This is a genomic window from Bacillus sp. MN7755 (assembly GCF_054771475.1).
On record NZ_BTRL01000001.1, the window covers coordinates 218,416 to 243,467 of the forward strand.

The 25,052-nt window shown below is 37.6% G+C and carries 30 protein-coding genes; 5 read left to right on the plus strand and 25 right to left on the minus strand.

Annotation, left to right across the window (positions count from 1 at the left end; translation table 11 throughout):
* Positions 1-118: 118 nt before the first annotated feature.
* Positions 119-700 (plus strand): ATP-dependent Clp endopeptidase proteolytic subunit ClpP, encoded by a 582-nt coding sequence (gene clpP, locus ACYVEC_RS01195; protein WP_001049162.1) that lies wholly within the window; start codon positions 119-121, stop codon positions 698-700.
* A 386-nt stretch (positions 701-1,086) separates the two neighbouring features.
* Here the strand turns inward: clpP and ACYVEC_RS01200 are convergent, their stop codons facing one another.
* From ACYVEC_RS01200 to ACYVEC_RS01315, 24 genes are all read right to left on the minus strand, one after another.
* Positions 1,087-1,335: an HPr family phosphocarrier protein gene (locus ACYVEC_RS01200; protein WP_000250307.1), complete on the minus strand. Its 249-nt coding sequence runs from the start codon at positions 1,333-1,335 to the stop codon at positions 1,087-1,089.
* Between the two features lie 23 nt (positions 1,336-1,358).
* Positions 1,359-2,309, minus strand: a complete 951-nt coding sequence (gene whiA / locus ACYVEC_RS01205; RefSeq protein ID WP_000006561.1) for a DNA-binding protein WhiA — start codon at positions 2,307-2,309, stop codon at positions 1,359-1,361.
* 89 nt (positions 2,310-2,398) lie between these two features.
* Entirely contained in the window at positions 2,399-3,352 is a 954-nt protein-coding gene (locus ACYVEC_RS01210; RefSeq protein WP_016085599.1) for a gluconeogenesis factor YvcK family protein, read from the minus strand.
* 3 nt (positions 3,353-3,355) lie between these two features.
* Positions 3,356-4,237, minus strand: coding sequence for an RNase adapter RapZ (gene rapZ, locus ACYVEC_RS01215; RefSeq protein WP_000138465.1), 882 nt, complete (start codon positions 4,235-4,237; stop codon positions 3,356-3,358).
* A 20-nt stretch (positions 4,238-4,257) separates the two neighbouring features.
* Positions 4,258-4,716 (minus strand): NUDIX hydrolase, encoded by a 459-nt coding sequence (locus tag ACYVEC_RS01220; protein ID WP_001190080.1) that lies wholly within the window; start codon positions 4,714-4,716, stop codon positions 4,258-4,260.
* 228 nt (positions 4,717-4,944) lie between these two features.
* The gene (locus ACYVEC_RS01225) at positions 4,945-5,751 is read right to left on the minus strand and encodes a DUF368 domain-containing protein (protein WP_063221777.1); all 807 of its coding nucleotides are present in this window, start codon (positions 5,749-5,751) and stop codon (positions 4,945-4,947) included.
* A 166-nt stretch (positions 5,752-5,917) separates the two neighbouring features.
* A complete protein-coding gene (gene trxB, locus ACYVEC_RS01230) occupies positions 5,918-6,874 on the minus strand; it encodes a thioredoxin-disulfide reductase (RefSeq protein WP_063221778.1) in 957 nt (318 codons plus the stop codon).
* Between the two features lie 84 nt (positions 6,875-6,958).
* The gene (locus tag ACYVEC_RS01235) at positions 6,959-8,470 is read right to left on the minus strand and encodes a tetratricopeptide repeat protein (protein WP_063221779.1); all 1,512 of its coding nucleotides are present in this window, start codon (positions 8,468-8,470) and stop codon (positions 6,959-6,961) included.
* Between the two features lie 145 nt (positions 8,471-8,615).
* Positions 8,616-9,122: an acyltransferase gene (locus tag ACYVEC_RS01240; RefSeq protein WP_063221780.1), complete on the minus strand. Its 507-nt coding sequence runs from the start codon at positions 9,120-9,122 to the stop codon at positions 8,616-8,618.
* 34 nt (positions 9,123-9,156) lie between these two features.
* Positions 9,157-9,807, minus strand: coding sequence for a pyrophosphatase PpaX (gene ppaX / locus ACYVEC_RS01245; protein WP_063221781.1), 651 nt, complete (start codon positions 9,805-9,807; stop codon positions 9,157-9,159).
* Between the two features lie 67 nt (positions 9,808-9,874).
* Positions 9,875-10,687, minus strand: a complete 813-nt coding sequence (gene lgt / locus ACYVEC_RS01250; protein ID WP_063221782.1) for a prolipoprotein diacylglyceryl transferase — start codon at positions 10,685-10,687, stop codon at positions 9,875-9,877.
* Positions 10,688-10,711: 24 nt separating this feature from the next.
* A complete protein-coding gene (gene hprK, locus ACYVEC_RS01255; RefSeq protein ID WP_060632856.1) occupies positions 10,712-11,641 on the minus strand; it encodes an HPr(Ser) kinase/phosphatase in 930 nt (309 codons plus the stop codon).
* 156 nt (positions 11,642-11,797) lie between these two features.
* Complete coding sequence (locus ACYVEC_RS01260; RefSeq protein ID WP_001267308.1) at positions 11,798-12,178, minus strand: phage holin family protein; 381 nt, start codon at positions 12,176-12,178, stop codon at positions 11,798-11,800.
* Positions 12,179-12,292: 114 nt separating this feature from the next.
* Positions 12,293-12,742 carry a DUF4275 family protein gene (locus ACYVEC_RS01265; protein WP_098555241.1) on the minus strand — a complete coding sequence of 150 codons (450 nt, stop codon included), beginning with the start codon at positions 12,740-12,742 and terminating at the stop codon, positions 12,293-12,295.
* A 59-nt stretch (positions 12,743-12,801) separates the two neighbouring features.
* Complete coding sequence (uvrA, locus tag ACYVEC_RS01270; RefSeq protein ID WP_460505399.1) at positions 12,802-15,678, minus strand: excinuclease ABC subunit UvrA; 2,877 nt, start codon at positions 15,676-15,678, stop codon at positions 12,802-12,804.
* A 5-nt stretch (positions 15,679-15,683) separates the two neighbouring features.
* On the minus strand, positions 15,684-17,660 hold the full coding sequence (uvrB, locus tag ACYVEC_RS01275) for an excinuclease ABC subunit B (protein WP_063221785.1): 1,977 nt from the start codon (positions 17,658-17,660) through the stop codon (positions 15,684-15,686).
* Positions 17,661-17,811: 151 nt separating this feature from the next.
* Positions 17,812-18,243, minus strand: a complete 432-nt coding sequence (locus ACYVEC_RS01280; protein WP_460505402.1) for a DUF4362 domain-containing protein — start codon at positions 18,241-18,243, stop codon at positions 17,812-17,814.
* Positions 18,244-18,283: 40 nt separating this feature from the next.
* Complete coding sequence (locus ACYVEC_RS01285) at positions 18,284-18,913, minus strand: hypothetical protein (protein ID WP_063221787.1); 630 nt, start codon at positions 18,911-18,913, stop codon at positions 18,284-18,286.
* Positions 18,910-19,671, minus strand: coding sequence for a MerR family transcriptional regulator (locus tag ACYVEC_RS01290; RefSeq protein ID WP_142332684.1), 762 nt, complete (start codon positions 19,669-19,671; stop codon positions 18,910-18,912). Before ACYVEC_RS01290 ends, ACYVEC_RS01285 begins: the two co-directional genes overlap by 4 nt.
* Positions 19,672-19,771: 100 nt before the next feature.
* On the minus strand, positions 19,772-19,999 hold the full coding sequence (locus ACYVEC_RS01295; RefSeq protein ID WP_098555244.1) for a hypothetical protein: 228 nt from the start codon (positions 19,997-19,999) through the stop codon (positions 19,772-19,774).
* Positions 20,000-20,046: 47 nt separating this feature from the next.
* Positions 20,047-20,268 (minus strand): hypothetical protein, encoded by a 222-nt coding sequence (locus ACYVEC_RS01300; RefSeq protein WP_063221790.1) that lies wholly within the window; start codon positions 20,266-20,268, stop codon positions 20,047-20,049.
* 19 nt (positions 20,269-20,287) lie between these two features.
* A complete protein-coding gene (locus ACYVEC_RS01305) occupies positions 20,288-20,677 on the minus strand; it encodes a hypothetical protein (protein WP_063221791.1) in 390 nt (129 codons plus the stop codon).
* A gap of 11 nt (positions 20,678-20,688) precedes the next feature.
* Positions 20,689-20,886 carry a helix-turn-helix transcriptional regulator gene (locus ACYVEC_RS01310; RefSeq protein WP_000538359.1) on the minus strand — a complete coding sequence of 66 codons (198 nt, stop codon included), beginning with the start codon at positions 20,884-20,886 and terminating at the stop codon, positions 20,689-20,691.
* Positions 20,887-21,181: 295 nt separating this feature from the next.
* On the minus strand, positions 21,182-22,204 hold the full coding sequence (locus ACYVEC_RS01315; RefSeq protein WP_142332685.1) for a YeiH family protein: 1,023 nt from the start codon (positions 22,202-22,204) through the stop codon (positions 21,182-21,184).
* 152 nt (positions 22,205-22,356) lie between these two features.
* Here ACYVEC_RS01315 and ACYVEC_RS01320 point away from each other — a divergent pair, with 152 nt between their 5' ends.
* From ACYVEC_RS01320 to ACYVEC_RS01335, 4 genes are read left to right on the plus strand one after another with little or no spacing between them, the layout of a single operon-like run.
* Positions 22,357-23,250, plus strand: coding sequence for a LysR family transcriptional regulator (locus ACYVEC_RS01320; RefSeq protein ID WP_001099986.1), 894 nt, complete (start codon positions 22,357-22,359; stop codon positions 23,248-23,250).
* Positions 23,251-23,301: 51 nt separating this feature from the next.
* Positions 23,302-23,670: a MerR family transcriptional regulator gene (locus tag ACYVEC_RS01325; protein WP_001975222.1), complete on the plus strand. Its 369-nt coding sequence runs from the start codon at positions 23,302-23,304 to the stop codon at positions 23,668-23,670.
* Positions 23,671-23,674: 4 nt separating this feature from the next.
* Positions 23,675-24,214, plus strand: coding sequence for a flavodoxin family protein (locus ACYVEC_RS01330; RefSeq protein ID WP_063221795.1), 540 nt, complete (start codon positions 23,675-23,677; stop codon positions 24,212-24,214).
* Between the two features lie 8 nt (positions 24,215-24,222).
* On the plus strand, positions 24,223-24,582 hold the full coding sequence (locus tag ACYVEC_RS01335) for a hypothetical protein (protein ID WP_063221796.1): 360 nt from the start codon (positions 24,223-24,225) through the stop codon (positions 24,580-24,582).
* Positions 24,583-24,697: 115 nt separating this feature from the next.
* Here the strand turns inward: ACYVEC_RS01335 and ACYVEC_RS01340 are convergent, their stop codons facing one another.
* The gene (locus ACYVEC_RS01340) at positions 24,698-25,009 is read right to left on the minus strand and encodes a heavy metal-binding domain-containing protein (RefSeq protein WP_000637523.1); all 312 of its coding nucleotides are present in this window, start codon (positions 25,007-25,009) and stop codon (positions 24,698-24,700) included.
* Positions 25,010-25,052 lie beyond the last annotated feature (43 nt).

A 25,052-nucleotide genomic window follows, 5' to 3' on the forward strand; every position in this document is an offset into this window, starting at 1 on the left:
TAGCGAATAATTCATGGTACAACTACATATTTTTTTGATTTAAAGTGGTTTCGTTTGACCTTTATTGACCATAATTGTATTATAAGACTAAGAAAGCTTTAGAAGGAGGAAATAACAGATGAATTTAATTCCTACAGTAATTGAACAAACAAATCGTGGAGAACGCGCTTACGATATTTACTCTCGACTATTAAAAGACCGCATCATTATGCTTGGTAGTGCAATTGATGACAACGTAGCTAACTCAATCGTTTCCCAGCTTTTATTCTTGGAATCTCAAGATCCAGAAAAAGATATTCACATCTACATCAACAGCCCTGGTGGTTCTATCACAGCAGGTATGGCAATTTACGATACAATGCAATTTATTAAACCACAAGTATCAACAATCTGTATTGGTATGGCTGCATCTATGGGTGCATTCTTACTTGCAGCAGGTGAAAAAGGAAAACGTTATGCACTTCCAAACAGTGAAGTAATGATTCACCAACCACTTGGCGGAGCACAAGGTCAAGCGACTGAAATCGAAATCGCTGCAAAACGTATCCTATTCTTACGTGAAAAACTAAACCAAATTCTTGCTGACCGCACAGGTCAACCTCTTGAAGTACTACAACGCGACACAGACCGCGACAACTTCATGACAGCAGAAAAAGCTTTAGAATACGGTTTAATCGATAAGATCTTTACAAATCGTTAATACTTAAAAGCGAAAGCGGCTCGTTTAGAATCGCAGGGTGTTGGAGCTTTTACATCCGAGGCGCTTTTTGCCTCGAATGTAAAAGCGAAACAACTGGAGATTCTAGCCGCTGGAGCTAGATACATAAAAGAGCGCCCTATTACAGGGCGCTTTTTTATGTATTGGCCTTCGCACGAATATACCCCACCTAGTATTCACCTAAATATATCAGCGATTTTTCAAATATATCGACCGTAACTCCAATTATATCGGCGATTATTTTAATATATCGACGTTTCGACACAACTTATCGACTTACCGACAATCCTCGACAAGCACTCACACCCCACATACCCCACCAACAAACATCAAAAACAAAAAAGCTATCGCATATACGCGATAGCTTTTTATTGTACATATGCAGCTAATGCTTCTAAAGCCTCTTCTGCATCTGAACCTTCTGTTGTAATTGTTATCATGCTACCAGTTCCAATTGCTAAGCTCATAATCCCCATTATGCTCTTTGCATTTACTGTCTTTCCATCTTTCTCGATGAAGATATCCGCATGAAAGCGATTTGCCTCTTGTACAAACAACGCAGCCGGACGTGCTTGTAAACCGTTTTTTAATGAAACCTGAACTCTTTTTTGAACCACAGCTCCATTTCCCCTTTAACCTCTTATTTTTTTGCTACCGTTTCCCCCGCGCGTAATTTCTCTGCAATATCATCGATTTTACGCAAACGATGATTAATACCCGATTTACTAATTTTGCCCCCGGATACCATCTCACCTAACTCTTTCAATGTTACATCTTGATAATCTCTTCGTAGTTGCGCAATTTCTCGTAGTTTATCTGGCAATATATCAAGACCAACCGTCTCATCAATATAGCGGATATTTTCAATCTGCCTTAGCGCTGCACCAATTGTTTTATTTAAATTAGCTGTTTCGCAGTTCACTAAACGATTTACAGAATTACGCATATCACGTACAATTCGAATGTCTTCAAATCTTAAAAGTGCATTATGAGCACCTATAATATTTAAAAACTCTGTAATTTTTTCTGCTTCTTTCAAATACGTAATATACCCTTTTCTTCTTTCCAACGTCTTACTATTTAAATCAAATCCGTTCATCAGTTCACATATAGCATCATTATGTTCCTTATATAACGAAAAGATCTCTAAATGATAAGATGATGTTTCTGGGTTATTTACTGAACCACCTGCTAAAAATGCACCGCGTAAATACGATCGTTTACAACATTTCTTCTCAATCAATTCTTGTGATATATTTCGAATAAATGAAAAGTCATCTCGAACGATATGAAGATCGGCTAATATTTCGCGAGACTTCTCAACAAGCCTTACGATATATACATTATTTTTCTTCAATCGCATTTTTTTACGAACAAGTAATTCTACCGTCACGTCATATCCTTTTTTCAAAAGCGTATAAATCCTTCTTGCAATTGCCGCATTTTCCGTTTGAATATCGATAGATAGACGACGATTTGAAAAAGAAAGCGATCCGTTCATTCGAAGTAACGCTGATAGTTCTGCTTTCTCACAGCATTCCTTCATCTCAAGATTCGTCAACTCTTTCTTTGTTTCTGATGCAAATGACACAGTCAACACCTCCTTATACGATTATTGTGGAACAAAAATCTTGTCCTATATGAAAGGATGAGCGTTACCTCAAACGAGGCAACGCACATCTACAACAGTGAATATAAAATAGAAGCTAACTTTAATGTATCGTGCCTTACAACACGATCATCATACTTCGCTAATTGGTCTTGAATGACATCAATATTGTTTTCGGTAAAACGCTCTTCATCTACTACAACTGGCGCCGACATTTCTTCCTCATATAACTGACGTAATTCACAAGGAATATCACGGTTATTTACAATTGCAGTATCGATAAATGGTTTACCTAAATGATCATGTAACGCCTGCACATGGTCAAACGCAGTATATCCCATCGTTTCACCAGCTTGCGTCATAACATTACATACATATACCTTCTTCGCTTTTGCAGCAAGAACAGCGTCCCCGATTTTGTTAACAACTAAATTCGGTAATATACTCGTATACAAACTTCCTGGACCAAAAACAAGTAAATCAGCTCGTTTAATCTCAGCCAACGTTTCATGTAACGGCTCTACATCTTCTGGAGTTAAAAAGACACGGTTAATCTTCTTCCCGAAATAAGGAATTTTTGATTCACCTGTTACAATTTCTCCATCTTCTAGTTCCGCATGCAATACTGCACTTTGGTTCGCTGCCGGTAACACACGTCCTCTGACGTTTAACACTTTACTCGTTTCAGTAATCGCATGGAAGAAATCTCCTGTAATCGAGGTCATACCCGCCAATAATAAATTCCCTAATGCATGACCTTTCAGCCCATCTCCCGTTGTGAAGCGGTGCTGAAATAAAGCTTCCACCAGTGGCTCTACATCTGATAACGCCACAAGTACGTTACGAATATCACCTGGGGGTGGAATTTCTAGCTCATCACGTAATCTACCTGAACTACCACCATCATCAGCGATTGTAACAACTGCTGTAATATCAACAGGATACTGTTTTAATCCTCGTAACAAAACAGAAAGTCCAGTTCCGCCTCCCATGATAACAATTTTAGGTTTTCTCTCTTTTTTCATCCCTTAATGGCCCTTTCTCTTCTCCACATCACGATGAGATACATGAACACTATACTCTGGTTTCAAATGTTTCCCAAGGTATTCTGTAAGCGTAACAGAACGATGCTGTCCACCTGTACATCCAATTGCTATTACAAGTTGACTCTTGCCTTCTCTTTTATAATGAGGCAGCATGAAAGTGATAAGATCCGTCAATTTCTCTAAAAACTTATGCGTCTCATTAAATTTCAGTACATACGATGAAACTTCCTCATCTAGTCCTGTTAATGGCTTCATATGTGGAATGTAATATGGATTTGGTAAAAAACGAACATCAAATACTAAATCTGCATCAATTGGAATGCCGTACTTAAATCCAAATGACATAACATTTACACGAAATGCTTGCTCCGTTTCAGTTGAAAACAGATGAACAATTTTTTCACGTAATTCTTTCGGTTTTAAATCCGATGTATCAAGCACAATATTAGCGCGTGCCTTCATATCAGTTAATAAGCTACGCTCCATCTCAATTCCCTTTAACGGCAAACCGGTTGGTGCAAGTGGATGCGAACGTCTCGTTTCTTTATAACGAGTTACAAGTGTGCTATCTTTCGCATCTAAGAATAAAATATGAGGAATAATCCATGTACGTTCTGATAAATCATCAAGCGCTCCCCATAAATGTTCGAAAAACTCTCGGCCACGTAAATCAACGCCAAGTGCTACTTTATTCATTTTCCCTTTTGAATCCGCCATAAGCTCAATAAACTTTGGCAATAACATCGGTGGTAAATTATCTACACAGAAATATCCTAAATCTTCAAAACTTTGTAAAGCTACTGTCTTTCCAGCTCCAGACATTCCTGTAATAATTACCATTTTTATATCATTATTCTCTGTCATCGTATCCTCTCCTTGACGGTTTAACTCGGATCTAATCGATATGAAAGCAACTCGAAATCTGGGGTATATACAAATGTACCGTAGATTATGCCATTTCCTTTAATTAAATAATCAATAATGTGATAATCTCCTGGTGCCATTGCTAAATCATCAATTTTATCAAATGTATGCCAACCAATGATGCCTTCTTCGCTCTCTAGTTTGTTTTCTCCTGCAAAATCTGTCGCTAAAAAGGAGAACATCATCCATTCAGAAACAACTTTATCACCTTCTTGGATGACAAAGGTGAAGACCCCCTTTAACGCTGGGTTCTTTAAATAAATCCCTGTCTCTTCACGATACTCGCGAACAACGGAATCTCTTACAGTCTCACCACGCTCCATTTTCCCGCCTGGTGCAACCCACCAATTCCGGCGAGGTTTTTGGAGTAAGAGTACTTCATTATCTCTAATTAACACACAGTTTGTCACTCTTTGCATGTTTCTTCACCTCAGCTACTTGCAGCAAATTTTTCACTGCATACTCATTTCATTATACTATCAAAAACAGTTTGCTACAACGAAGGAGCCAGTCCTCCTTCGCTAAGCACACGCTACTCAACAATTTTAAAAAAGCTTTCTATAACAAGCAATGTAAATGCTTAGAATTTCAATGAATAGCATGAAAAATCCCCTTAACGATTTTTATCGCCAAGGGGATTAAAGCCTTTATTTCTTACCGAAATAAGTAACAATCGCAAATCCTAAAATAAAGGTAATAATTGAACTTATAATTGAAAACCCTCCAGTTGGAATACCAGGGAACACAATTACAATCGAGCCGATAACAAGTCCAATAATTGCCGCAAATGTCATACTTTTATAACGATCTAATAAGAAACTAATTCCTTTACTACTTACAACGAACCCTACCATAACACCAGCACCGATAACTGCGATTAAAGGTAAGTTCAGTGTAGTTAAAGCGTTAATTGCTGTCGGATACACACCAATAATTAATAAAATAAATGATCCGCTAATTCCAGGAAGCAACATAGCCATACTAGCCATCCATCCTGCGAAAAATAAACCAATTGCATTTAAAATTGTTAACGTCGTAATTGGATCTGCTGCCTTATCTGGTTTAAAGAAAGCTGTGATCGCAACAAGAATTGCTGCAACTATTAATAAAACAATGTGCTTACCTTTAAACGATGCCTTTGCATCAGCTTCCCTCATTAACATCGGTAATATACTAATAATTAAACCGAGGAAGAAAAATTGAGTCGGTTCATAATGATTTGCAAGTAAATATTTAATAACGTGACTTAACGTTAAAAACGCTGCTGCCACACCAGCTGCAAGGGGAATTAAAAATCCTAAATGTTTTTTCCATTCACGACTAAAGAATCCACTAATTGCCGCAAGCAATTGTTCATAAATCCCTAACACAACAGCGATTGTACCGCCGCTCACACCAGGAATTAAATCACTAACGCCCATACAAAATCCACGATATATATTACGCCATTCCATACTGAATAAATTCCTCATTTCTTATAGTGATTTTTTCCGTAAAGTCCAGTATATCAATAAGAAAGCTTATAATCTCAATATTTTTTGACAAAACTTTGACATTTTCACACAAAAAAAGAAGAAAGCTCTTATTATGTAGCTTTCTTCTCAAAAAGTATAGCATCCCTTATTTTTCTGATACAGTTTTTAGTTCTTCTAATAACTCTTCTACGTAATGTTGTGCGCTTTGCGCTGCAATACTACCGTCACCTGTTGCAGTTACAATTTGACGAAGCATTTTTTCGCGAACATCACCAGCTGCGAAAATACCAGGAACTTTCGTTTCCATACGCTCGTTCGTTTCAACGTAACCATTTTCATTTGTAATACCTAACTCAACAAACGGTTTTGATAGTGGTAACATACCGATATATACGAAAACGCCATCAGTTTTGACTTCTTTCTCTTCTCCACTGTTCACGTCTACAAGCGTTACGCTTCCTACTTTACCATTCGCTTCGTTAATTTCTTTAATAGTGTGATTCCAAATGAAATCTACTTTCTCGTTTTGGAAAGCACGATCTTGTAAAATTTTCTGTGCACGAAGAGTATCACGACGGTGAACGATTGTTACTTTTGATGCGAAGCGTGTTAAGAACACACCCTCTTCAACAGCAGAGTCTCCACCCCCAATAACAACAAGTTCTTTCTCTTTAAAGAATGCACCATCACATACCGCACAGTATGATACACCACGGCCGCCAAGTTCTGTTTCACCTGGTACACCGATTTTTTTATACTCTGCACCACTTGCAACGATAATTGCACGTGTTTTATATTCTTTTTTACCAGCAATAATTGTTTTGTACTCTTTACCATCGATGACTGCTTTCACATCACCATATGCATATTCAGCACCAAATTTCTTCGCATGCTCGAACATTTTATTTGATAAGTCTGGTCCTAAAATTGACTCATAACCTGGGTAGTTTTCTACATCTTCTGTGTTCGCCATTTGTCCGCCTGGAATACCACGCTCAAGCATTAATGTGCTTAAATTCGCACGAGATGTATATACTGCAGCTGTCATACCAGCTGGTCCTGCACCAATAATAATGACATCATAAATTTTTTCTTCTGACACACTATTCACTCCTATTCATTCCTACACAATTAAGTTACCCTCATTATACTGTTAGCATCATTTTTTTCCCAATGATTTGCTTACTTATGTGTGCGTACGTTTAACAGCTTGCACATACTTTCGAACAGTCGCTACAGATACATTATATACATCCCCGAGCTCCGACTGTGTCATCTTATTTCCTTGTTCGCTGCGTACGATATATTCAACCGCAGCTGACCAACCGTATACATTTGTAAAAACTGCCCCAGATGTATATAAACGTATGAACGTACAAAACCAAAATTGTAAACACTCTTCGATTAATTCATCATCTTTTTTCGTATAATTGTATAACGCATCCGCGATTCGCGCGCACTGTTCAAATTGCTGTAAATCAGCTGGAATGCTCTTATGGCTATTAAGTAAAAAGAAATACTTTGCAAGTTGCGATACGATTGGAACACCGTTCTTCGCCTGCGTTACATCAAAGAAGAATCCCACCTTCTCTGGCGTTGACAATTCATTCATTAAATATAAAGCTAGCATTTGTTCCTCTAGCGTCGCACTTTGCTGAAATGATTTTCGTAATTCTTCAAATAACACGTTTTGTCCTTCATCCGCTAAATTCAATGCATTCCACGGTTCTTTTCCCTTTTTATCAGGGTGCAATTCTACAACATGTTGCCACATTTTTTCAGCTACTTGCTGATCTTTCACCATATACGCAGAATATGCAAACCAATAATAAAAACTAACGTCTCCCTCGTATCCTTGACGCTTTAATAATTTGAACCATTTATATGCAGGCTCGAAATGACCAATTGTTGCAAGTGTCGTTCCAAGTTTCAAACGATGTTCAAACGAAATCGGATATACCGAAACTAACTGCGCAGCTAACGCCTCTACTTGTTTATGCTCTCCAATTGAATATAGAAAAATAAGCGTATTACAAAGCGCATGTATATTACCTGGATTTTTCTCTAAAATCATTTCAGTTAACTTCAGCGCCTTATCTACATTACCAGATTGAAAATGCGCAATGGCTAAATTATTATGCCCCGACCAAAATTCCGGATAATCTTTCGTAACAATTTCTAATGTAGCAATTGCTTCTTCCAATTGTCCGTTGCGAATATAACGATTCGCTTCTTCCTGCATAACAATTAAATCATCTTCATCCTCAATCTCTTCCGCACCCATAGCTTCTTCTTCCATGATCTCAAGTAATTCTAATGTTTCTTCTACGAATTCCTTCTCTTCTGCAACTTCTAAATAGCGATCTGCATACTTCTTCGCCTGCTGAAATAGCCCCATATATGCATAATTATTTGCAATAAAATAATAACACTGTTCAAGTTCTGGATTAGATCTAACAAGCTTAAAGAAGGTTTGATTTGACTCTTGATATTCACCAGCCTCAGATAATACTGTTGCTAATTGGCATAAAATAAACGGCTCCTTCTCACTTTGTGCCGCTCTTCGAAAATATTTAATTGCATCTTGCAATTTCTGCCCTTTGTAAGCCCTCATCCCTTTTTTATAAAAGAAGTCCGCTAATTGATTAAAAGAGATAACTTGTCCGTTCTCCTTATATATTCTTTGATTTTTCCCCATATATCCTCCAGTTTTTTGTTTTCTTCGTTCACACATTCTTCTATCTATAAGTATAAACGATTCCGTAAAAAACAAAACAGTATATTATACTCAATTATTTCCTTTTTATTCATTAAAAAAGAAGAGAAATGTTACATTTTTAGTATCAACCTTCTCTAGCATCCATTTCTTCTTTTGTATAAATAACACGCATTGGATTTCCACCTACGAAAGCACCACTTGGTACATCTCTATGAACCAGTGTGCCAGCTGAAACAATCGCGCCATCCCCAATTTTCACACCTGGTAATATAGTCGTATTTGCTCCAATCATCACTTCGTTTCCTATGATGATTTCCCCAAGTCGATATTCGCGAATTAAATATTCATGTGCTAAAAGCGTTGTATTATAGCCGATAATCGAATTTTCTCCCACAACTATCTTTTCCGGGAACATAATATCTGGCATTACCATAAGCGCAAATGATGTTTTCTTTCCTACTTTCATCCGTAAAAACGTACGATACAGCCAATTCTTCACAGATAAAAATGGTGTGTAGCGTGCGATTTGGATAATAATAAAGTTTTTCATTACCTTCCAAAAAGACACTGTTTTATACACATTCCATAATGAATTTTCTCCTGAAACAGGATAGCGCGTTGTCCGTCGCACTGAACTCTCTCCTCTACTTATACAAAGTAAAACTTTACGAGCGATTCATATCAGACAAAATCGGTAGTAAATCACTCATTTTATCTAACATAAAGTCCGGTTTATAAGCCTCTAAATACGCTCTACCTTTCAATGTCCATGAAACCGCAGCTGTTTTCGTACCCGCATTTTGTCCACCAACAATATCATGATGATTATCCCCAACCATCAATGCTTCTTCTGGTTTCGCATCTAATAACTCAAGCGCTTTTTGAAGTGGCTCTGGATGTGGTTTCACATGCTCTACATCGTCAATTGTTACGACAACATCAAAGAACTCATCAAGCTTTGATAACTTTAATCCCATCTCAACGGTTTGTCGTGCTTTCGTTGTAACAATACCAACTTTATAACCTTGTTTCTTTAATTCTTGAACTGTTTCATATACAGTTTCATATTCTTCTACTAATTCATCATGATGATCATGGTTAAATTGACGATAGCTTGTAATTAACTCTTCAACCTTGCTTTCATCAATCTTACTGAAAGTATCATGTAAAGATGGACCGATAAATGGCAATACATCTTCACGCTTATATTGATCTGGATAATATGTATTTAAAGTATGTAAAAAAGAAGAAATAATAAGTTCATTTGTATTAATTAACGTTCCATCTAAATCAAATAACACTGTATTTATTTTCATTGCCTTAGTCCTTTCTCTTTCCTGAATATGAAAGAAGCAGCATCTTATAATAAGATGCTACTTTTCTCTAATTTTCCGAATATCTTTTATCAGCTTGCCCCATTTTTCGTCTCACAATAATGAAAATAATAGAAATAACAACAAGTCCAATTGACATCACTTGTGCAATACGAAGTGGTCCTAGCATTAAACTATCTGTACGTAACCCTTCTACGAAGAAGCGTCCTACTGAATACCAAATTAAATATGTGAAGAATAGTTCCCCACGGCGTAAATTCACTTTTCGTAATGCAAGTAATAGAATTACTCCCGCGAAATTCCATAATGATTCATATAAAAATGTCGGGTGGTAGTACACACCATCAATATACATTTGATTAATAATGAAATCCGGTAAATGAAGACCTTCTAAAAACTGTCTCGTTACTTCATCACCATGTGCCTCTTGGTTCATAAAGTTTCCCCATCGGCCAATTGCTTGTCCTAGTAAAATACTTGGCGCAGCAATATCAGCCAACTTCCAGAATGAAAACCCGCGGCGTTTCGCAAAAAGAATTCCTGTAATAACAGCCCCGATTAAACCACCATGAATCGCCAAGCCACCTTGACGAATATTAATAATTTGACTCGGGTTTTGCGCGTAATATTCCCATTCAAAAATAACATAGTACATTCTCGCAAATAGAATAGCGATCGGTACTGCAATTAATACAAGGTCAACAAATGTATCTTTTGGAATACCTAGCCTTTCTCCCTCGCGAGTTGCTAGCCAAAGACCTAATAGCACACCTGTACCGATAATAATCCCGTACCAATAAACAGGAAACGGCCCAAGTTGGACAGCTACGCGGTCAAGCTGCGGTACAGAACCTAACAGCATATGTATGACCTCCCTCTCCAAAGTTTACTCCTGATTTCCTAACTCAATCGCACTCATTAATCGTTCTGAGAACTGCTGTGCTGCATTGACTCCCATACGTTTTAAACGGAAGTTCATCGCTGCTACTTCAATAATAACAGCCAAGTTTCGACCAGGACGAACTGGAAGTGTAATCTTCGTTAGTTCTGTATCAATAATCTTCATCTTCTCTTCATCAAGACCTAAGCGATCATAATTTTTCTTTTGATCCCAAATTTCAAGATTAATAACAAGTGTAATACGCTTATAATTTCGCACTGCCCCTGCACCAAATAACGTCATAACGTTAATGATACCTAGACCACGAATTTCTAATAAATGCTCAATTAAATCTGGTGAGCTTCCTACTAATGTGTCTTCATCTTCTTGGCGAATTTCTACACTATCATCCGCAACAAGGCGGTGGCCACGCTTCACAAGTTCAAGAGCTGTCTCACTTTTACCGACACCACTTTGACCTGTAATTAAAACACCAACGCCGTAAATATCTACTAACACACCATGAACAGCAGTTGTTGGCGCTAACTTACCTTCTAAATAGTTTGTTAAACGACTTGATAATCTTGTTGTCGTTTGAGAAGAACGTAATAAAGGCATGCCGGATTCACGTGATGCTTGTAGTAACTCATCTGGTACATCTTGATTACGAGTTATAATAATACATGGCGTCTCCTCGGTACAAAGCGCTTTCATTCTCTCTTGTTTTTGCTCTGACGTTAACGTGTCAAAGAACGTAAGCTCCGTCTTTCCAAGAAGCTGTACGCGATCAGCTGGATAGTATGTGAAAAATCCTGCCATTTCAATTCCAGGTCTTGATAAATCACTTGTATCAATCGGACGATGAATTCCATCTTCACCACTTATTAACTCCAATTGAAATTGTTCAATTAAATCTTTTGTCCTTACTTTCGGCATATGTATAAACCTCCACTCCGCTGCGGGTTCAGTCTCGTTTGATGTAAAATTCCATTCTACCCGATATTGTACCATTTTTTTCTGGAAACAAGAAATACGGTTTCTAATAAATAGAAAAAAACATTTCATACACATCATGAAATGTTTTTCTTTTTGTCATTTTCTCTTTTTTTCATATAACGGTTCCACAATTGCCTTTTCAATAATCATATTAAAAATTGAAATACAAATTGCCGCAACAATTGCTACACCGAAACCTGATATATTAAATGCATCTCCTAATAATGAATCTGCTATTTTTAACGTAATCGCATTAATAACAATTAAGAAGAACCCGAAAGTTACAACTGTAATTGGTAGCGTAATTAAAATTAAAAACGGTTTTACGAACACATTTAAAACAGCCAAGATAATACTCGCAATAATTGCAGTTTGTATATTTGCTACGTAAAACGCGTCTGGTGCAATCCCTTTTAAAAGTCCCGATACAGCGATTAACACAACGCTATTTACAAGAAGTGATACAATCCATCTCATTTTCTTACACATCCTTTAAACATATATATTTCATCATACGCTAATAGATAATAAACGCAAGTATCATGCAAACACTTATACCAACTTATTCTACTCTTCATGCTTGTATACCTACTAACATTTCCTTGTGAAATAAGGCCCACACCATCTATGCTCATGCGTTTTCACAAAAGTCCAAGTGAAATCTTTATCTACAATATAAATATCGCCTTTATACATATCATCTGTTTCACGTAATATATCATCCATACTTAATAAACTCGCATCTTTTATTAGCAGTACATCATCACAGTGTTGATAGAAGATATAGCAATCCTTTTTCACTTCATTATGAAACGCGTCCTCCGCTTCTTCCCCCTCTAAACACTTCTTTTTCTCATAACTAAATATGTGCCATAGATAACCACATGTATACTTATCTCCGTAAAGGAAAATATCTTTTTTTTCCTCATCACTTAAATGATTTGCAAAATAGTCCTCCCAGCGTTTCCGAAAATATATACCCCACCTTTTGAACTCTCTTACCTTCATATTTTTCTTTCGCAACACATCTAAAAACTCCATCGTCTCCCCCTATACAATAAAAACCGAGTGTCATTTCCACTCGGTTTTTATTCATACACTTATTGTGATAACTCTACTTCTTTTATTTTTGCTTTCATCCTTGCTTTATCACGAACTAAAATGTCTTTTAAATACTTACCTGTATACGAGCGCTCTTCTTTCACTACTTGCTCTGGCGTTCCGGAAGCAACGATTTGTCCACCTTTGTCCCCGCCCTCTGGTCCAAGGTCAACGATATAATCAGCTGTTTTTATCACATCTAAATTATGTTCAATTACAAGTACCGTCTCACCGCTCTCAACAAGACGTTGCAACACTTCTAGAAGACGTGCGATATCATGTGCATGTAAACCAGTCGTTGGCTCATCTAAAATGTATAGCGTACGCCCTGTAGAACGACGGTGTAATTCAGAAGCTAATTTCACACGCTGTGCTTCACCACCAGATAACGTCGTAGCTGGTTGCCCTAATTTCATATAACCAAGCCCAACATCTACAAGTGTTTGAAGTTTACGCTTAATTTTTGGGATATTAGCGAAGAACTCTACTCCATCTTCAATTGTCATCCCTAACACTTCAGAAATGTTCTTATCTTTATACTTCACTTCTAACGTTTCACGGTTGTAACGTTTACCATGACAAACTTCACACGGAACGTATACGTCTGGTAAGAAGTGCATTTCGATTTTAATAATTCCATCACCACGGCACGCTTCACAACGTCCACCTTTTACATTAAAACTGAAACGCCCTTTTTGATATCCGCGCACTTTCGCTTCATTCGTTTGTGCAAACACATCACGAATATCATCAAATACACCTGTATACGTCGCTGGATTAGAACGTGGTGTACGACCGATTGGTGATTGATCAATATCAATTACTTTATCTAAGTTCTCAAGACCTTTAATTTCTTTATGAGTACCTGGCTTCGCTTTCGCTTTATATAACTTTTGCGCTAACGATTTATATAGTACTTCATTAATCATCGTACTTTTACCGGAACCAGACACACCCGTTACCGCTACAAACGTACCAAGTGGGAATGACATTTTCGCATTCTTTAAGTTATTCTCTTTTGCACCGACAATTTCCACTTTACGTCCGTCACCTTTACGTCTTTCAAGTGGAACCGGAATAAACTCTTTACCGCTTAAATACTTCCCTGTTAATGAATTCTCATCTTGCATTACTTCAGCTGGTGTCCCTGCTGATACGACTTGTCCACCGTGAATACCTGCGCCAGGTCCGATATCAAGTAAATAGTCAGCTGCCATCATCGTATCTTCATCATGTTCAACGACGATTAACGTATTGCCTAAATCGCGCATTTCTTGCAATGTACGAATAAGACGATCGTTATCACGCTGGTGTAAACCGATAGAAGGCTCATCAAGAATATAAAGTACGCCAGTAAGACGAGAACCAATTTGCGTCGCCAAACGAATACGCTGCGCCTCACCACCTGATAAAGTTCCTGCGGCACGACTTAACGTTAAATAATCTAAACCAACGTTCACTAAGAACCCAACGCGCTCCTGAATTTCTCTTAAAATTAAATGAGCAATTTTTTGTTGTTTCTCCGTTAGCTCTACATTCGAGAAGAATTCCTGTACTTCTTGAACAGAATACTTCGTTACATCAGCAATCGTTTTATCACCAACGAAAACAGCTAAACTCTCAGGTTTTAAACGTCCACCTTTACACTTCGGACAAGCTTGTTCTGCCATATACTTTTCCATTTGCTCGCGGATATAATCAGAACTCGTTTCACGATAGCGACGTTCAATATTTGGGATAACACCTTCAAATAAAATCTCATTTTCCTTTACTTGACCAAATTCATTTACATAGCGGAAGTAAACTTTCTCTTCACCGCTTCCGTACAACACTTTATCAAATAAATCTTTCGGTATATCTTTCACAGGCATATCCATATCAACACCGTAATGATTACAGACAGACTGTAAAAGCTGTGGGTAATATTGTGAATTTGTCGGTTCCCAAGGCGCAATCGCATGCTCATTTAATGATAAATCCCAGTTCGGAATAACAAGTTCTAAATCCACCTCTAGTTTTGAGCCAAGTCCATCACAAGACGGACATGCCCCGAATGGACTATTGAATGAGAACATACGCGGCTCTAATTCTCCAATTGAAAAACCACAATGCGGACAAGCATGATGTTCACTAAATAGAAGTTCCTCTTCTCCCATAACATCGATTAACACGCGGCCCCCACCAAGCTTTAATGCACTTTCAAGTGAATCAGCAAGACGGCTTGCGATTCCTTCTTTTACAACAATACGATCAATTACAACTTCAATGGAATGCTTTTTGTTTTTATCTAACGCAATATCTTCTGATACATCAAGCATTTCACCATCAACACGTACACGAACATATCCTTGCTTCTTAATATCTTCCAGCACTTTCACATGTGCACCTTTACGCCCAGAAACGATAGGAGCTAACACTTGTAATTTCGTACGTTCAGGATATTCAAGGACACGGTCTACCATCTGTTCTACTGTTTGTGACGTAATTTCAATGCCATGATTCGGACAAATTGGCGTACCAATTCGCGCAAATAATAAACGTAAGTAATCATAAATCTCGGTTACCGTTCCAACAGTTGAACGCGGATTACGACTCGTCGTTTTTTGATCAATCGAAATCGCTGGTGACAATCCTTCAATCGTATCTACATCCGGTTTATCCATTTGCCCTAAAAACTGGCGTGCATACGCAGATAACGATTCTACGTATCTGCGCTGTCCTTCTGCATAAATCGTATCAAATGCTAATGATGATTTCCCCGAACCAGACAATCCCGTTACAACGACAAGCTGATTTCTCGGAATGGTTACATCTATATTTTTTAAGTTATGTGCTCTAGCACCTTTTACAACAATAAAATCCTTGCTCTTACTCACTCTGTTCACCCTTCCGCTTTTAATTCTAATAATAAATCTCTTAATTCAGCTGCACGCTCGAAGTCTAACGCTTTTGCTGCTTCTTTCATTTCTGCTTCCATCTTCGCAATTGTCTTTTCACGCTCTTTTTTCGTCATCTTCTTAGCTGGCGTTGCTTCATATGTTTCCGGCTCTTCAGCAGCTGTCGTTGCACGGATTACATCACGCACGCCTTTTTGAATCGTTTTCGGCGTAATACCATGCTCTTCATTGTAAGCTTCTTGTATAGTACGACGACGTTGCGTTTCTTCAATCGCAATTCCCATCGATCTTGTTATACGATCTGCGTACATAATAACGCGACCGTTTTCATTACGTGCCGCACGACCAATTGTTTGAATTAATGAACGCTCTGAACGCAAGAACCCTTCCTTATCAGCATCTAAAATAGCTACAAGTGATACTTCTGGAATATCTAATCCTTCCCGTAATAAGTTAATACCGACAAGTACATCAAACTTACCAAGGCGAAGGTCACGGATAATTTCAATACGTTCTAATGTTTTAATTTCAGAGTGAAGATAGTTCACTTTAATTCCTACATCTTTTAAGTAATCCGTTAAATCCTCTGACATTTTTTTCGTTAAAGTCGTAATCAATACACGTTCATTTTTTGCAATGCGATCTTGAATCTCTCCTAATAAATCGTCAATTTGCCCTTCAATTGGTCGTATATCGATTGGTGGATCTAAAAGCCCTGTTGGACGAATAATTTGTTCTATTACTTCTGGCGACTGCTCTAACTCATACGGTCCTGGCGTTGCTGAAACGTAAATAACTTGATTCGTTTTCTCTTCAAACTCATCAAATGTGAGCGGTCTATTATCTAAAGCTGATGGCAGACGGAATCCATGATCCACAAGCACTTGCTTACGTGCTTGGTCCCCGTTATACATCGCTCTTACTTGTGGCACTGATACGTGCGACTCATCCATAACGATTAAGAAATCTTTTGGGAAATAGTCTAATAACGTATACGGCGTTGCACCGGCTGGACGAAGTGTTAAATGGCGGGAATAGTTTTCAATCCCTGAACAAAAGCCCATCTCGCGCATCATTTCTAAATCATAACGTGTACGTTGCTCTATACGCTGCGCTTCTAACAACTTGCCATTATCATTTAATTCCTTTAAACGTTCTTCTAATTCTTTTTCTATATTTTCAATAGCGACCTTCATCTTTTCTTCACGTGTAACGAAGTGAGATGCTGGGAAGATTGCTACATGATCACGTTCTGCTAATACTTCACCTGTTAACGCATTTACTTCGCGAATACGATCAATTTCATCGCCGAAAAACTCAATTCGAATACAATGCTCATCAAGTGATGCTGGGAAGATTTCAACTACATCTCCGCGCACACGGAATGTACCACGCTTGAAATCAATATCATTACGTCCATACTGCACATCAACTAGTTCACGAAGCAATTGATTGCGGTCCTTTTCCATACCAACTCGAAGTGAAACAACTAACTCACGGTATTCTTCTGGAGAACCTAAGCCATATATACACGAAACACTTGCAACGATAATTACATCATCCCGTTCAAATAATGCAGACGTTGCTGAGTGACGCAATTTATCAATTTCATCATTAATCTGCGCATCTTTTTCAATAAAAGTATCTGTTTGCGGCACATACGCTTCTGGCTGATAATAATCGTAATAACTAACAAAATATTCAACTGCATTATTCGGAAAAAAGTCTTTCAACTCACTATATAACTGCCCTGCTAACGTTTTATTATGAGCCATAACAAGTGTTGGCTTCTGCACTTCTTTAATGACATTTGAAATTGTAAATGTCTTACCCGTTCCTGTCGCACCAAGCAACACTTGCTTTTTCTTTCCACTATTAATTCCCTCTACAAGCTTCTCTATAGCTACCGGCTGATCACCTTGCGGGGAATACGCTGAGATAATTTCAAATTGATGTTCCAAGGAAAAACCGACCTCCTCATAAAAATCTGTATTATTATTTTACCACGAATGCCCATAAAAAACCTAAAAAAACGAACAGATATTCGGTAAAGTTTTCGACATTATATACACAGAAAAAGGAAGGAGTACATACTTCCTTCCTCTACTAACTCTATTTTTTAGGTACATATAATAAGTCATACCCATTGCTTCTATCTTCATTCGTACAATCTATTAGCCTATAAGTGATTTCTAATTCATGCTGGTCTTTAACAATACTTTTACAACTATCTTTATGTAACCCTTTATTCTCACCAGCAAATTGGTCTTGTCTATTATCTACCACATAAAGTATATCTTTCTCACTATGCTCTAACGTTTGAAAAATCGGATCCCCTTCATGTGTGTAATGTACAATTCTTATTTTATCAACTTCCCCTTGTTCCACATTTAAAACGAATTGCTCGAATTTATCTAGATTGGAAATTCCTGCTCCCTTTACAATGACATCATTCTTCTTATCAATTGTAGTGTTAGGTTGCGAGCATGCTACTAAACTAAAGAGAAATAGACATATAAAACTGGTTCTTTTTCCTATTGTCATCCTCTCCTATAAAAATTATTTGTATACCCAAAAGCTCCTTTCAACTATGAAAGGAGCTTTTCTTTTCTTTTCCTTTCTCCTTCTTCGGAAAAATCACATATGAAAATGAAATAACTGTATCCACTAAAAGTATAATTGCCCAAACTTGGCTAACACGACTCGCTGCTTTATTTAAAACAATCCCCGTTTCTAACCAATTACCCCATTGTTCAAACGGTACAAACCCATATAAGAAGAAAAAGAAAATATGAACAATCACAAATAAACTAAGATGCACTACCCAATTTTTCATTTCCTGCTTCGCATAGGCCATGCCTGTTAATTCTACTTGTTCTTCAATAATAGGCGCCGGTTCATTCCGCCATTTCGCAAATAATTTTTGTACAAATATATCAAGTTTCTTCAAATCCTTTTTCCCGTAGAAGACCGCATACAATAAAATAATTACAGTAATGATTTGAAAGTTAGAGAACTTTCCTGTTTGATAGTAATCCACTACTCCTAAAGTTAAAATAAACACTTCATTTACGAGTAGCACAATCCCCATAATAAAACTCGCCTTTTTCAAACGAAATCCGTAACGCAGTAAAAAGAAACCGATAGCCGATAACCAAAATACAATTTCTGCCCCAATTAAAAAATACCAACGATATTCTGCGAGTATACTCATTTATCCCTCTCCTTTTCATCATAAATACGAAAAGCTTCATCCATATATAGTAAAAGTTCTTCTTCGATTGGATACATGCTCATTTTCTGTGAAGCTTCCTTCGATTTTCTAACTTCCCATAACTTATCTAAAAATGCTTCGTCACCATTAGCCATCTCTAAACATTTCTGCATTAATTTCTTCGTTGCCTCTTGTACCTCATTACTAGCAGCTTCTTTACCATCTTTCATAAAAGTACGTAATTGCTTTAACAAATCTACCCACTCTAAAACATTCGGATCTTCCTCACTCATATTTGGCAAATTGTGAAGCAATTTTTGTTCTTCCTTTGAAAACACTTCATTTTGGAATATTTCACGTATACGAGGAGACTGTTTCGAAAGCTGAATCAATTCAAACATAACTTTCCAATCAAGTTCTCCCTCCACGTCCACCGAATAAACAACTGCTTGTAAAACACGCTCCATTTGATTAAATTTCTTTTGTTCTTCCTGTACAAATCGAAGTTGTTTTTCAAGAGAATCCTTTAAATTCAGCTCACCTTTTACTAACATATTCGCAGTTTCTTTTAACGAAAATCCCATTTCCTTTAAAAATAAAATTTGCTGCAAACGAATGACGTCAGCTTCACTATATAACCGATGTCCACCCTCTGTTTTCCCACTCGGCTTCAATAAATCTATTTGATCATAATAACGTAATGTACGTACCGTAACTCCTGTTTCTCTCGTCAATTGTTGTATTGAAATCACTGCCATCACCTCTTCCACTTCATTATAAAAGATGACGTTACGTAACTTTCAAGTGTTTTGTAAAAAAAATACAAAAAGCTGTTTATACTCTTTGTATAAACAGCTTTTACGGAAATAACCCCTTTTGTACAGCACGACCACAAAATAAAATAAGTGCTCCAACAACAACACTCGTTGCTGTTTTATGATAATGGGCTGATAGTAATAAATAATACGATAAACTTACAGTACCAATCATAATACAAATACTTGGCACTGGATTACGAGAGAAGTTCTGCATTCCCCAAAACAAAGCAAAAATAGCCGTAGCAACACATAATACCGGTAATCCCATCCCAGTTCCCCTTTTTCTATTTATCCCTTACTCAGGCGATACCAAACTTATACACGATCAGCCTCTTTACTATTTCTATATTTCCATTTCGGCCAATAGTTCACAAAGAAATAAACAAACTGCCCTAGTACAAATAACACAAACGGCATACCAGCACTTCCGTAAACTATTAAATTGTACAAACTCCACACAGCTAAACTAATCGTAAAAAATAATCCTACATATTTAAACGCTTTATCTGACTGGAATCTCTCAAACTCATCCTGCATTTTTTCATTCCTCCTATCGCTATGCTCGTTTTCCTACCATAACTCCTATGATGAGACTACCTGCAAATAAGGAACTACATATTATAAGTATCTCTTGCACAGGTATAACAGCCCTGCCTATTGCTTTACTCGCAACAATATAAACAATAAGGAACAGAAATGCGAATACAAATGAGACGTTTACATGCTTTTTTATATTTTCATTTACTCGCTCATCTATATCAGGGAGTTCTTCTTTTTTGTACTTACGCTTTTTGTAATACATATACACTGTCAAAAATACAATTGCTAAAACGTTACTCACTACGAGCGGTAAAATTGGTATAGCTGGATTCATAATACAAACGACAATGTCTCCCAACAGCAATCCAAAAAACGTACCGACATACAACTTTCTAGCATCGTTCATTTTCTCTCCCCTTACTCTAGCGTAAATATTTCTTCCACCTTCACTCCAAAATATTTGGCGATTTTTAGGGATAATTCTAGACTCGGATTGTAATGATGGTTTTCAATCGCCACGATTGTCTGCCGCGTCACTTGCATCGCCTTTGCCATTTCCACTTGTGTTATATGATGTTGCTTTCTTAATTCTTTAATTTTATTTTTCACACCCATAGGCTCCACCTTCAAAAGTAAAGATATCTTTACTTAAATTATAAATATTTTCCAGTTACAAGTAAAGATATCTTTACAAATTTCAGAAAAATGTTTCACTGAATATTTTCTCTAACCAAGTACAAGAGTAATTCAATTTATATCAGCGATTTTTTTAATATATCAGCGCAACTCCGTTTATATAGGCGATTTTCCAAATATATCGACTTACCGACAAATACCGACATCCGTAGCAATATAAGCATAAGAAAGAAGCTGCCCCAAAATATCTTTTGGAACAGCTTCTTCGTCCTACTTACATAAATCCTAATCCCCATACAAGAACGTATCCAAGAACCGATAAGCAAACCGAGCCGATAAGCCCCGCCACAAATGCTTTGCTTCCTAACTTACGGAACGTTTTAAACTCTACATTTAAACCAAGCCCCGCCATCGCCATTGCGATAAGCATATAAGCGATGACTACAATATATCCCGCAACAACTTCTGGAATTACGCCAAGCGAATGCACCGCACTCATCGCTAAAAATCCGAAGATGAACCAAGGAATTGGAAGGTCACGCCACGATCTTTTTTCCTCGCTACCTTCACTCTTACCAAACCATAATCCGATTAAAATCGCTACTGGAACAAGCATTGCGACGCGCGTTAGTTTCACGATAACTGCGATATCTACAGCCGTACTTCCTCCTGGCGCCGCAGCCGCAATTACGTGAGCAATTTCATGCAATGTCGCCCCTGAGAACACTCCGTATCCGTATGGGGATAGGCCAAGCACTGGATATAATAACGTGTAAATAAGCGTAAATATCGTACCTAAAATAGCAATAATTGCGGCACCAACTGCCGTTTCATCATCCTTCGCTTTCACTTGCGGCGCAATTGCCACGACCGCAGCCGCGCCGCAAATTGCTGTTCCGCACGCTGTTAAAATGCCAAGTTTCTTTTCTACTTTAAATACTTTCGTTAGTCCGTATACAACGAAAATTGTAAATGTAATAACAACCGCTGCGATGACCAATACTTTTGGCCCCGCCTTCGCAATATCAACAAGGTTTAATCGCATTCCAAGTAAGATGATCCCAAAGCGAAGCAACTTCTTACTCGCAAAGTTCGTCCCTGCAATCGCATCATGGGGGACTCCAATTGCCGCACGCCAAACCATCCCCATTAGAATAGCAATTACTAATTGTCCCATAATATTTAAAAATGGCAGCTCTGCTAAATATTTCGCCGCAATTGCGATTAATAGTGTAATCCCAATCCCTTGCGAAAATCCAAAGCCCTTCTTCTTTTGTATAACAAGTGTTTGTTCCACTTTGAACCACTCCAATAATCGTATTGGAACATGCATGTTCTTTCTAATTACATTATAAGAGAGTTTTTATAATAAGTTTAATACCAATATTGAATCTCTATCATCAGAAATACTTATGATAAGATGAAAGAAAAACGAAAGGAGCCTAGAACATGAACGTAGATATTTTAAAAATTTTTGTTACGGTTGTTGAACAGAAACACTTCTCTCGTGCAGCGGAATTATTAAATCTTTCACAGCCTGGCGTAAGTATGCATATACGCAACTTAGAAAATGAATTTGGAACTACACTCATTCAGCGCTCCCCTAAGCACGTTCAAGTGACAGAGGCTGGAAACATTTTATATATACACGCAAAGCAAATGCTCTCTCTTTACGAAGATGCTAAACAAGAGATTAACGAACTACATAACGTTGTAACAGGAACCCTTCGCATCGGTGCTAGTTTTACAATTGGCGAATACTTGCTCCCGAAAATACTAGCTAACTATGCGAATGAAAATCCACACGTCGAAGTCCATACCTTTATCTCAAATACAGAAGACGTTTTGCAAAGCCTTCGCTCTAATCAAATTGATATCGGCTTAGTAGAAGGGCAAGTTGTATATGCTGATGTTGACGTTGAAACGTTTATGCAAGATGAAATGAAGCTCGTCGTTCCGCCAAATCATCCATTGCTCCGCACAAATGAAATAAATGAAAGCACACTCCAAGATCAAGTATGGGTATTAAGAGAAAGTGGTTCTGGAACACGTGCTTATAGTGATCGCTTTATTCATCAACACCATTTAAAAATGAAACGATTCTTTACATTCAGTAGTATCCAAAGCGTGAAGGAAGCAGTGAGTGCCGGGCTTGGCATCGCTATACTTTCTGATTGGACTGTACGGAAAGAGCTACTAGCAAAAGAACTATTCCACGTCGAAGTTCCAAATGAGCAACTCATCCGCCCGTTCTCCATCGTGCGCGGCAAATATTTCATTCCATCTAAAGCCATTCAAGTGTTTTTAAATCATGTGGATTCTTTTGCAAAAAAACAGCATTGACCTTCACATTAGTGTGAAGGTTTACAATACATGTAAAAGGAGTGAAACACATTGCGAATTGGAGAATTATCAAAAGAAACTGGCGTTAGTGAAAGATCACTAAGACATTACGAAGAAAAGGGATTACTCCCTTCTAAGCGCCTTGCAAATGGCTACCGTGATTTTGATGAAAGTGCCATCGAAAAAGTGGAGCTTATTCAAATGTACTTACAAATTGGCTTAAATTTAGAAGAGACGGCAAGGATGCTGCGCTGCCTTGAAATAGAGCCACACCTGTACGACAATCCGTGCAGCAGTATCCTTACGCTTTACGAAGATAAACTTAATGAAGTAACGAAGCAAATCTCATTACTTTCCAGCATTCAAACGAATTTGCAAAAACACGTTTCACTCCTAAAACAAGCAAAAGAAAAGGGATGATTACATGTTTGTTATACATGGCAGTTCAAGACAAAACGGAAATACAGAAGCTTTAACACATATGATGATAGAGGGCATTGAAACAGAACAAATTTATTTGCGTGATCATACCGTCTATCCTATTACAGATCAACGTCATGATGCAGAAGGATTCCAACCCGTAAATGATGACTATGAGCAGTTAACCAAACGCATGTTAGAGCACGACACAATTATTTTTGCTACACCGTTATACTGGTACGGGATGAGTGGATATATGAAAAACTTCATTGATCGCTGGTCACAAAGCTTACGCGATACATCGCTTCATTTCAAAGAGAAAATGAAAGGTAAAAAAATGTACGTTGTCATCGTTGGCGGAGATAATCCAAAACTGAAAGCATTACCGCTTATCTCCCAGTTTCAATATATCTTTGATTTTGTTGGTTCATCATTTGAAGGTTATATCATTGGGGATGCGAATGGATTAGATGAAATCAAAAACGATGCTGAGGCGCTAGCGAAGGCACAAATTTATAATAATGAATTCAAAAATAGCAAATAGAAATAAGTTTGACAAACTATTTAGACTTAGCAACGCAAGAAGAATTAGAAAGCATGTTACAAGAATATCCTGGCACAATACTTTTCATTAGCCATGACCGTGCCTTCATTCGTTCTGTTGCAGACCATATTCTACAAGTAGATGAGAGTGAACCAAGAGTATTCCACGGTAATTATGAGCAATACAAAAAAAGAACAACCGATGCTTCTGTAAACATTACTGAACAAGAATTATTACGATTACAAACAAAATTAACAGAAATCATCAGCCGAATTTCCATACCAAATCATCACGATGACATCAAATCTCTCGAACAAGAATATGAAACATTATTAGTTGAAATCCAGAAATGTAAAGAAGCACTCTAATGTCTTCCCTATATATCGACGGGTCCTTCCACATTTCCCAAGAAATATTGAAACTTCGACATAGAAATATTAGACATAACAGCAAAAAAGCCGTGCATCAGCACGGCTTTTTACTCTATATACGAACAGCAGTCCCGCTCACAGCAACCATTAGCATCCCTTCGCGAACTACTTCGTAATCCACGTCAATACCAACAATTGCATTCGCATTTTTTTGTCTCGCAAAAGTTTTCATTTCTTCCATTGCGATGTCGCGCGCTTCTTTTAATTTACTTTCATAAGCACCAGCACGACCGCCGACAACGTCACGGACAGAGGCGAAAAGGTCACGAACGATATTCGCACCCATAATCGCTTCTCCATTGACGATATCGATATACTCAATAATTTCTTTTCCTTGAATTGTAGATGTTGTTGTTACAATCATACTTTATAGCCTCCCATATGAGATTTTTACCTACTTATGGTGC

Excerpts from the sequence above, each read along its gene's own strand:
- ppaX (WP_063221781.1), bottom strand. The coding sequence starts at position 9,807 with ATGAAAATAAATACAGTGTTATTTGATTTAGATGGAACGTTAATTAAT.
- ACYVEC_RS01295 (WP_098555244.1), bottom strand. The coding sequence starts at position 19,999 with ATGGGATTACCGGTATTATGTGTTGCTACGGCTATTTTTGCTTTGTTT.
- rapZ (WP_000138465.1), bottom strand. The coding sequence starts at position 4,237 with ATGACAGAGAATAATGATATAAAAATGGTAATTATTACAGGAATGTCT.
- ACYVEC_RS01235 (WP_063221779.1), bottom strand. The coding sequence starts at position 8,470 with ATGGGGAAAAATCAAAGAATATATAAGGAGAACGGACAAGTTATCTCT.
- ACYVEC_RS01305 (WP_063221791.1), bottom strand. The coding sequence starts at position 20,677 with ATGAACGATGCTAGAAAGTTGTATGTCGGTACGTTTTTTGGATTGCTG.
- ACYVEC_RS01310 (WP_000538359.1), bottom strand. The coding sequence starts at position 20,886 with ATGGGTGTGAAAAATAAAATTAAAGAATTAAGAAAGCAACATCATATA.
- clpP (WP_001049162.1), top strand. The coding sequence starts at position 119 with ATGAATTTAATTCCTACAGTAATTGAACAAACAAATCGTGGAGAACGC.
- ACYVEC_RS01260 (WP_001267308.1), bottom strand. The coding sequence starts at position 12,178 with ATGAGATGGATTGTATCACTTCTTGTAAATAGCGTTGTGTTAATCGCT.
- ACYVEC_RS01210 (WP_016085599.1), bottom strand. The coding sequence starts at position 3,352 with ATGAAAAAAGAGAGAAAACCTAAAATTGTTATCATGGGAGGCGGAACT.
- ACYVEC_RS01220 (WP_001190080.1), bottom strand. The coding sequence starts at position 4,716 with ATGCAAAGAGTGACAAACTGTGTGTTAATTAGAGATAATGAAGTACTC.
- ACYVEC_RS01285 (WP_063221787.1), bottom strand. The coding sequence starts at position 18,913 with ATGAGTATACTCGCAGAATATCGTTGGTATTTTTTAATTGGGGCAGAA.
- ACYVEC_RS01340 (WP_000637523.1), bottom strand. The coding sequence starts at position 25,009 with ATGATTGTAACAACAACATCTACAATTCAAGGAAAAGAAATTATTGAG.
- lgt (WP_063221782.1), bottom strand. The coding sequence starts at position 10,687 with ATGCTGTTAGGTTCTGTACCGCAGCTTGACCGCGTAGCTGTCCAACTT.
- ACYVEC_RS01290 (WP_142332684.1), bottom strand. The coding sequence starts at position 19,671 with ATGGCAGTGATTTCAATACAACAATTGACGAGAGAAACAGGAGTTACG.
- ACYVEC_RS01330 (WP_063221795.1), top strand. The coding sequence starts at position 23,675 with ATGTTTGTTATACATGGCAGTTCAAGACAAAACGGAAATACAGAAGCT.
- ACYVEC_RS01300 (WP_063221790.1), bottom strand. The coding sequence starts at position 20,268 with ATGCAGGATGAGTTTGAGAGATTCCAGTCAGATAAAGCGTTTAAATAT.
- hprK (WP_060632856.1), bottom strand. The coding sequence starts at position 11,641 with ATGCCGAAAGTAAGGACAAAAGATTTAATTGAACAATTTCAATTGGAG.
- ACYVEC_RS01320 (WP_001099986.1), top strand. The coding sequence starts at position 22,357 with ATGAACGTAGATATTTTAAAAATTTTTGTTACGGTTGTTGAACAGAAA.
- ACYVEC_RS01265 (WP_098555241.1), bottom strand. The coding sequence starts at position 12,742 with ATGGAGTTTTTAGATGTGTTGCGAAAGAAAAATATGAAGGTAAGAGAG.
- ACYVEC_RS01280 (WP_460505402.1), bottom strand. The coding sequence starts at position 18,243 with ATGACAATAGGAAAAAGAACCAGTTTTATATGTCTATTTCTCTTTAGT.
- ACYVEC_RS01225 (WP_063221777.1), bottom strand. The coding sequence starts at position 5,751 with ATGGAATGGCGTAATATATATCGTGGATTTTGTATGGGCGTTAGTGAT.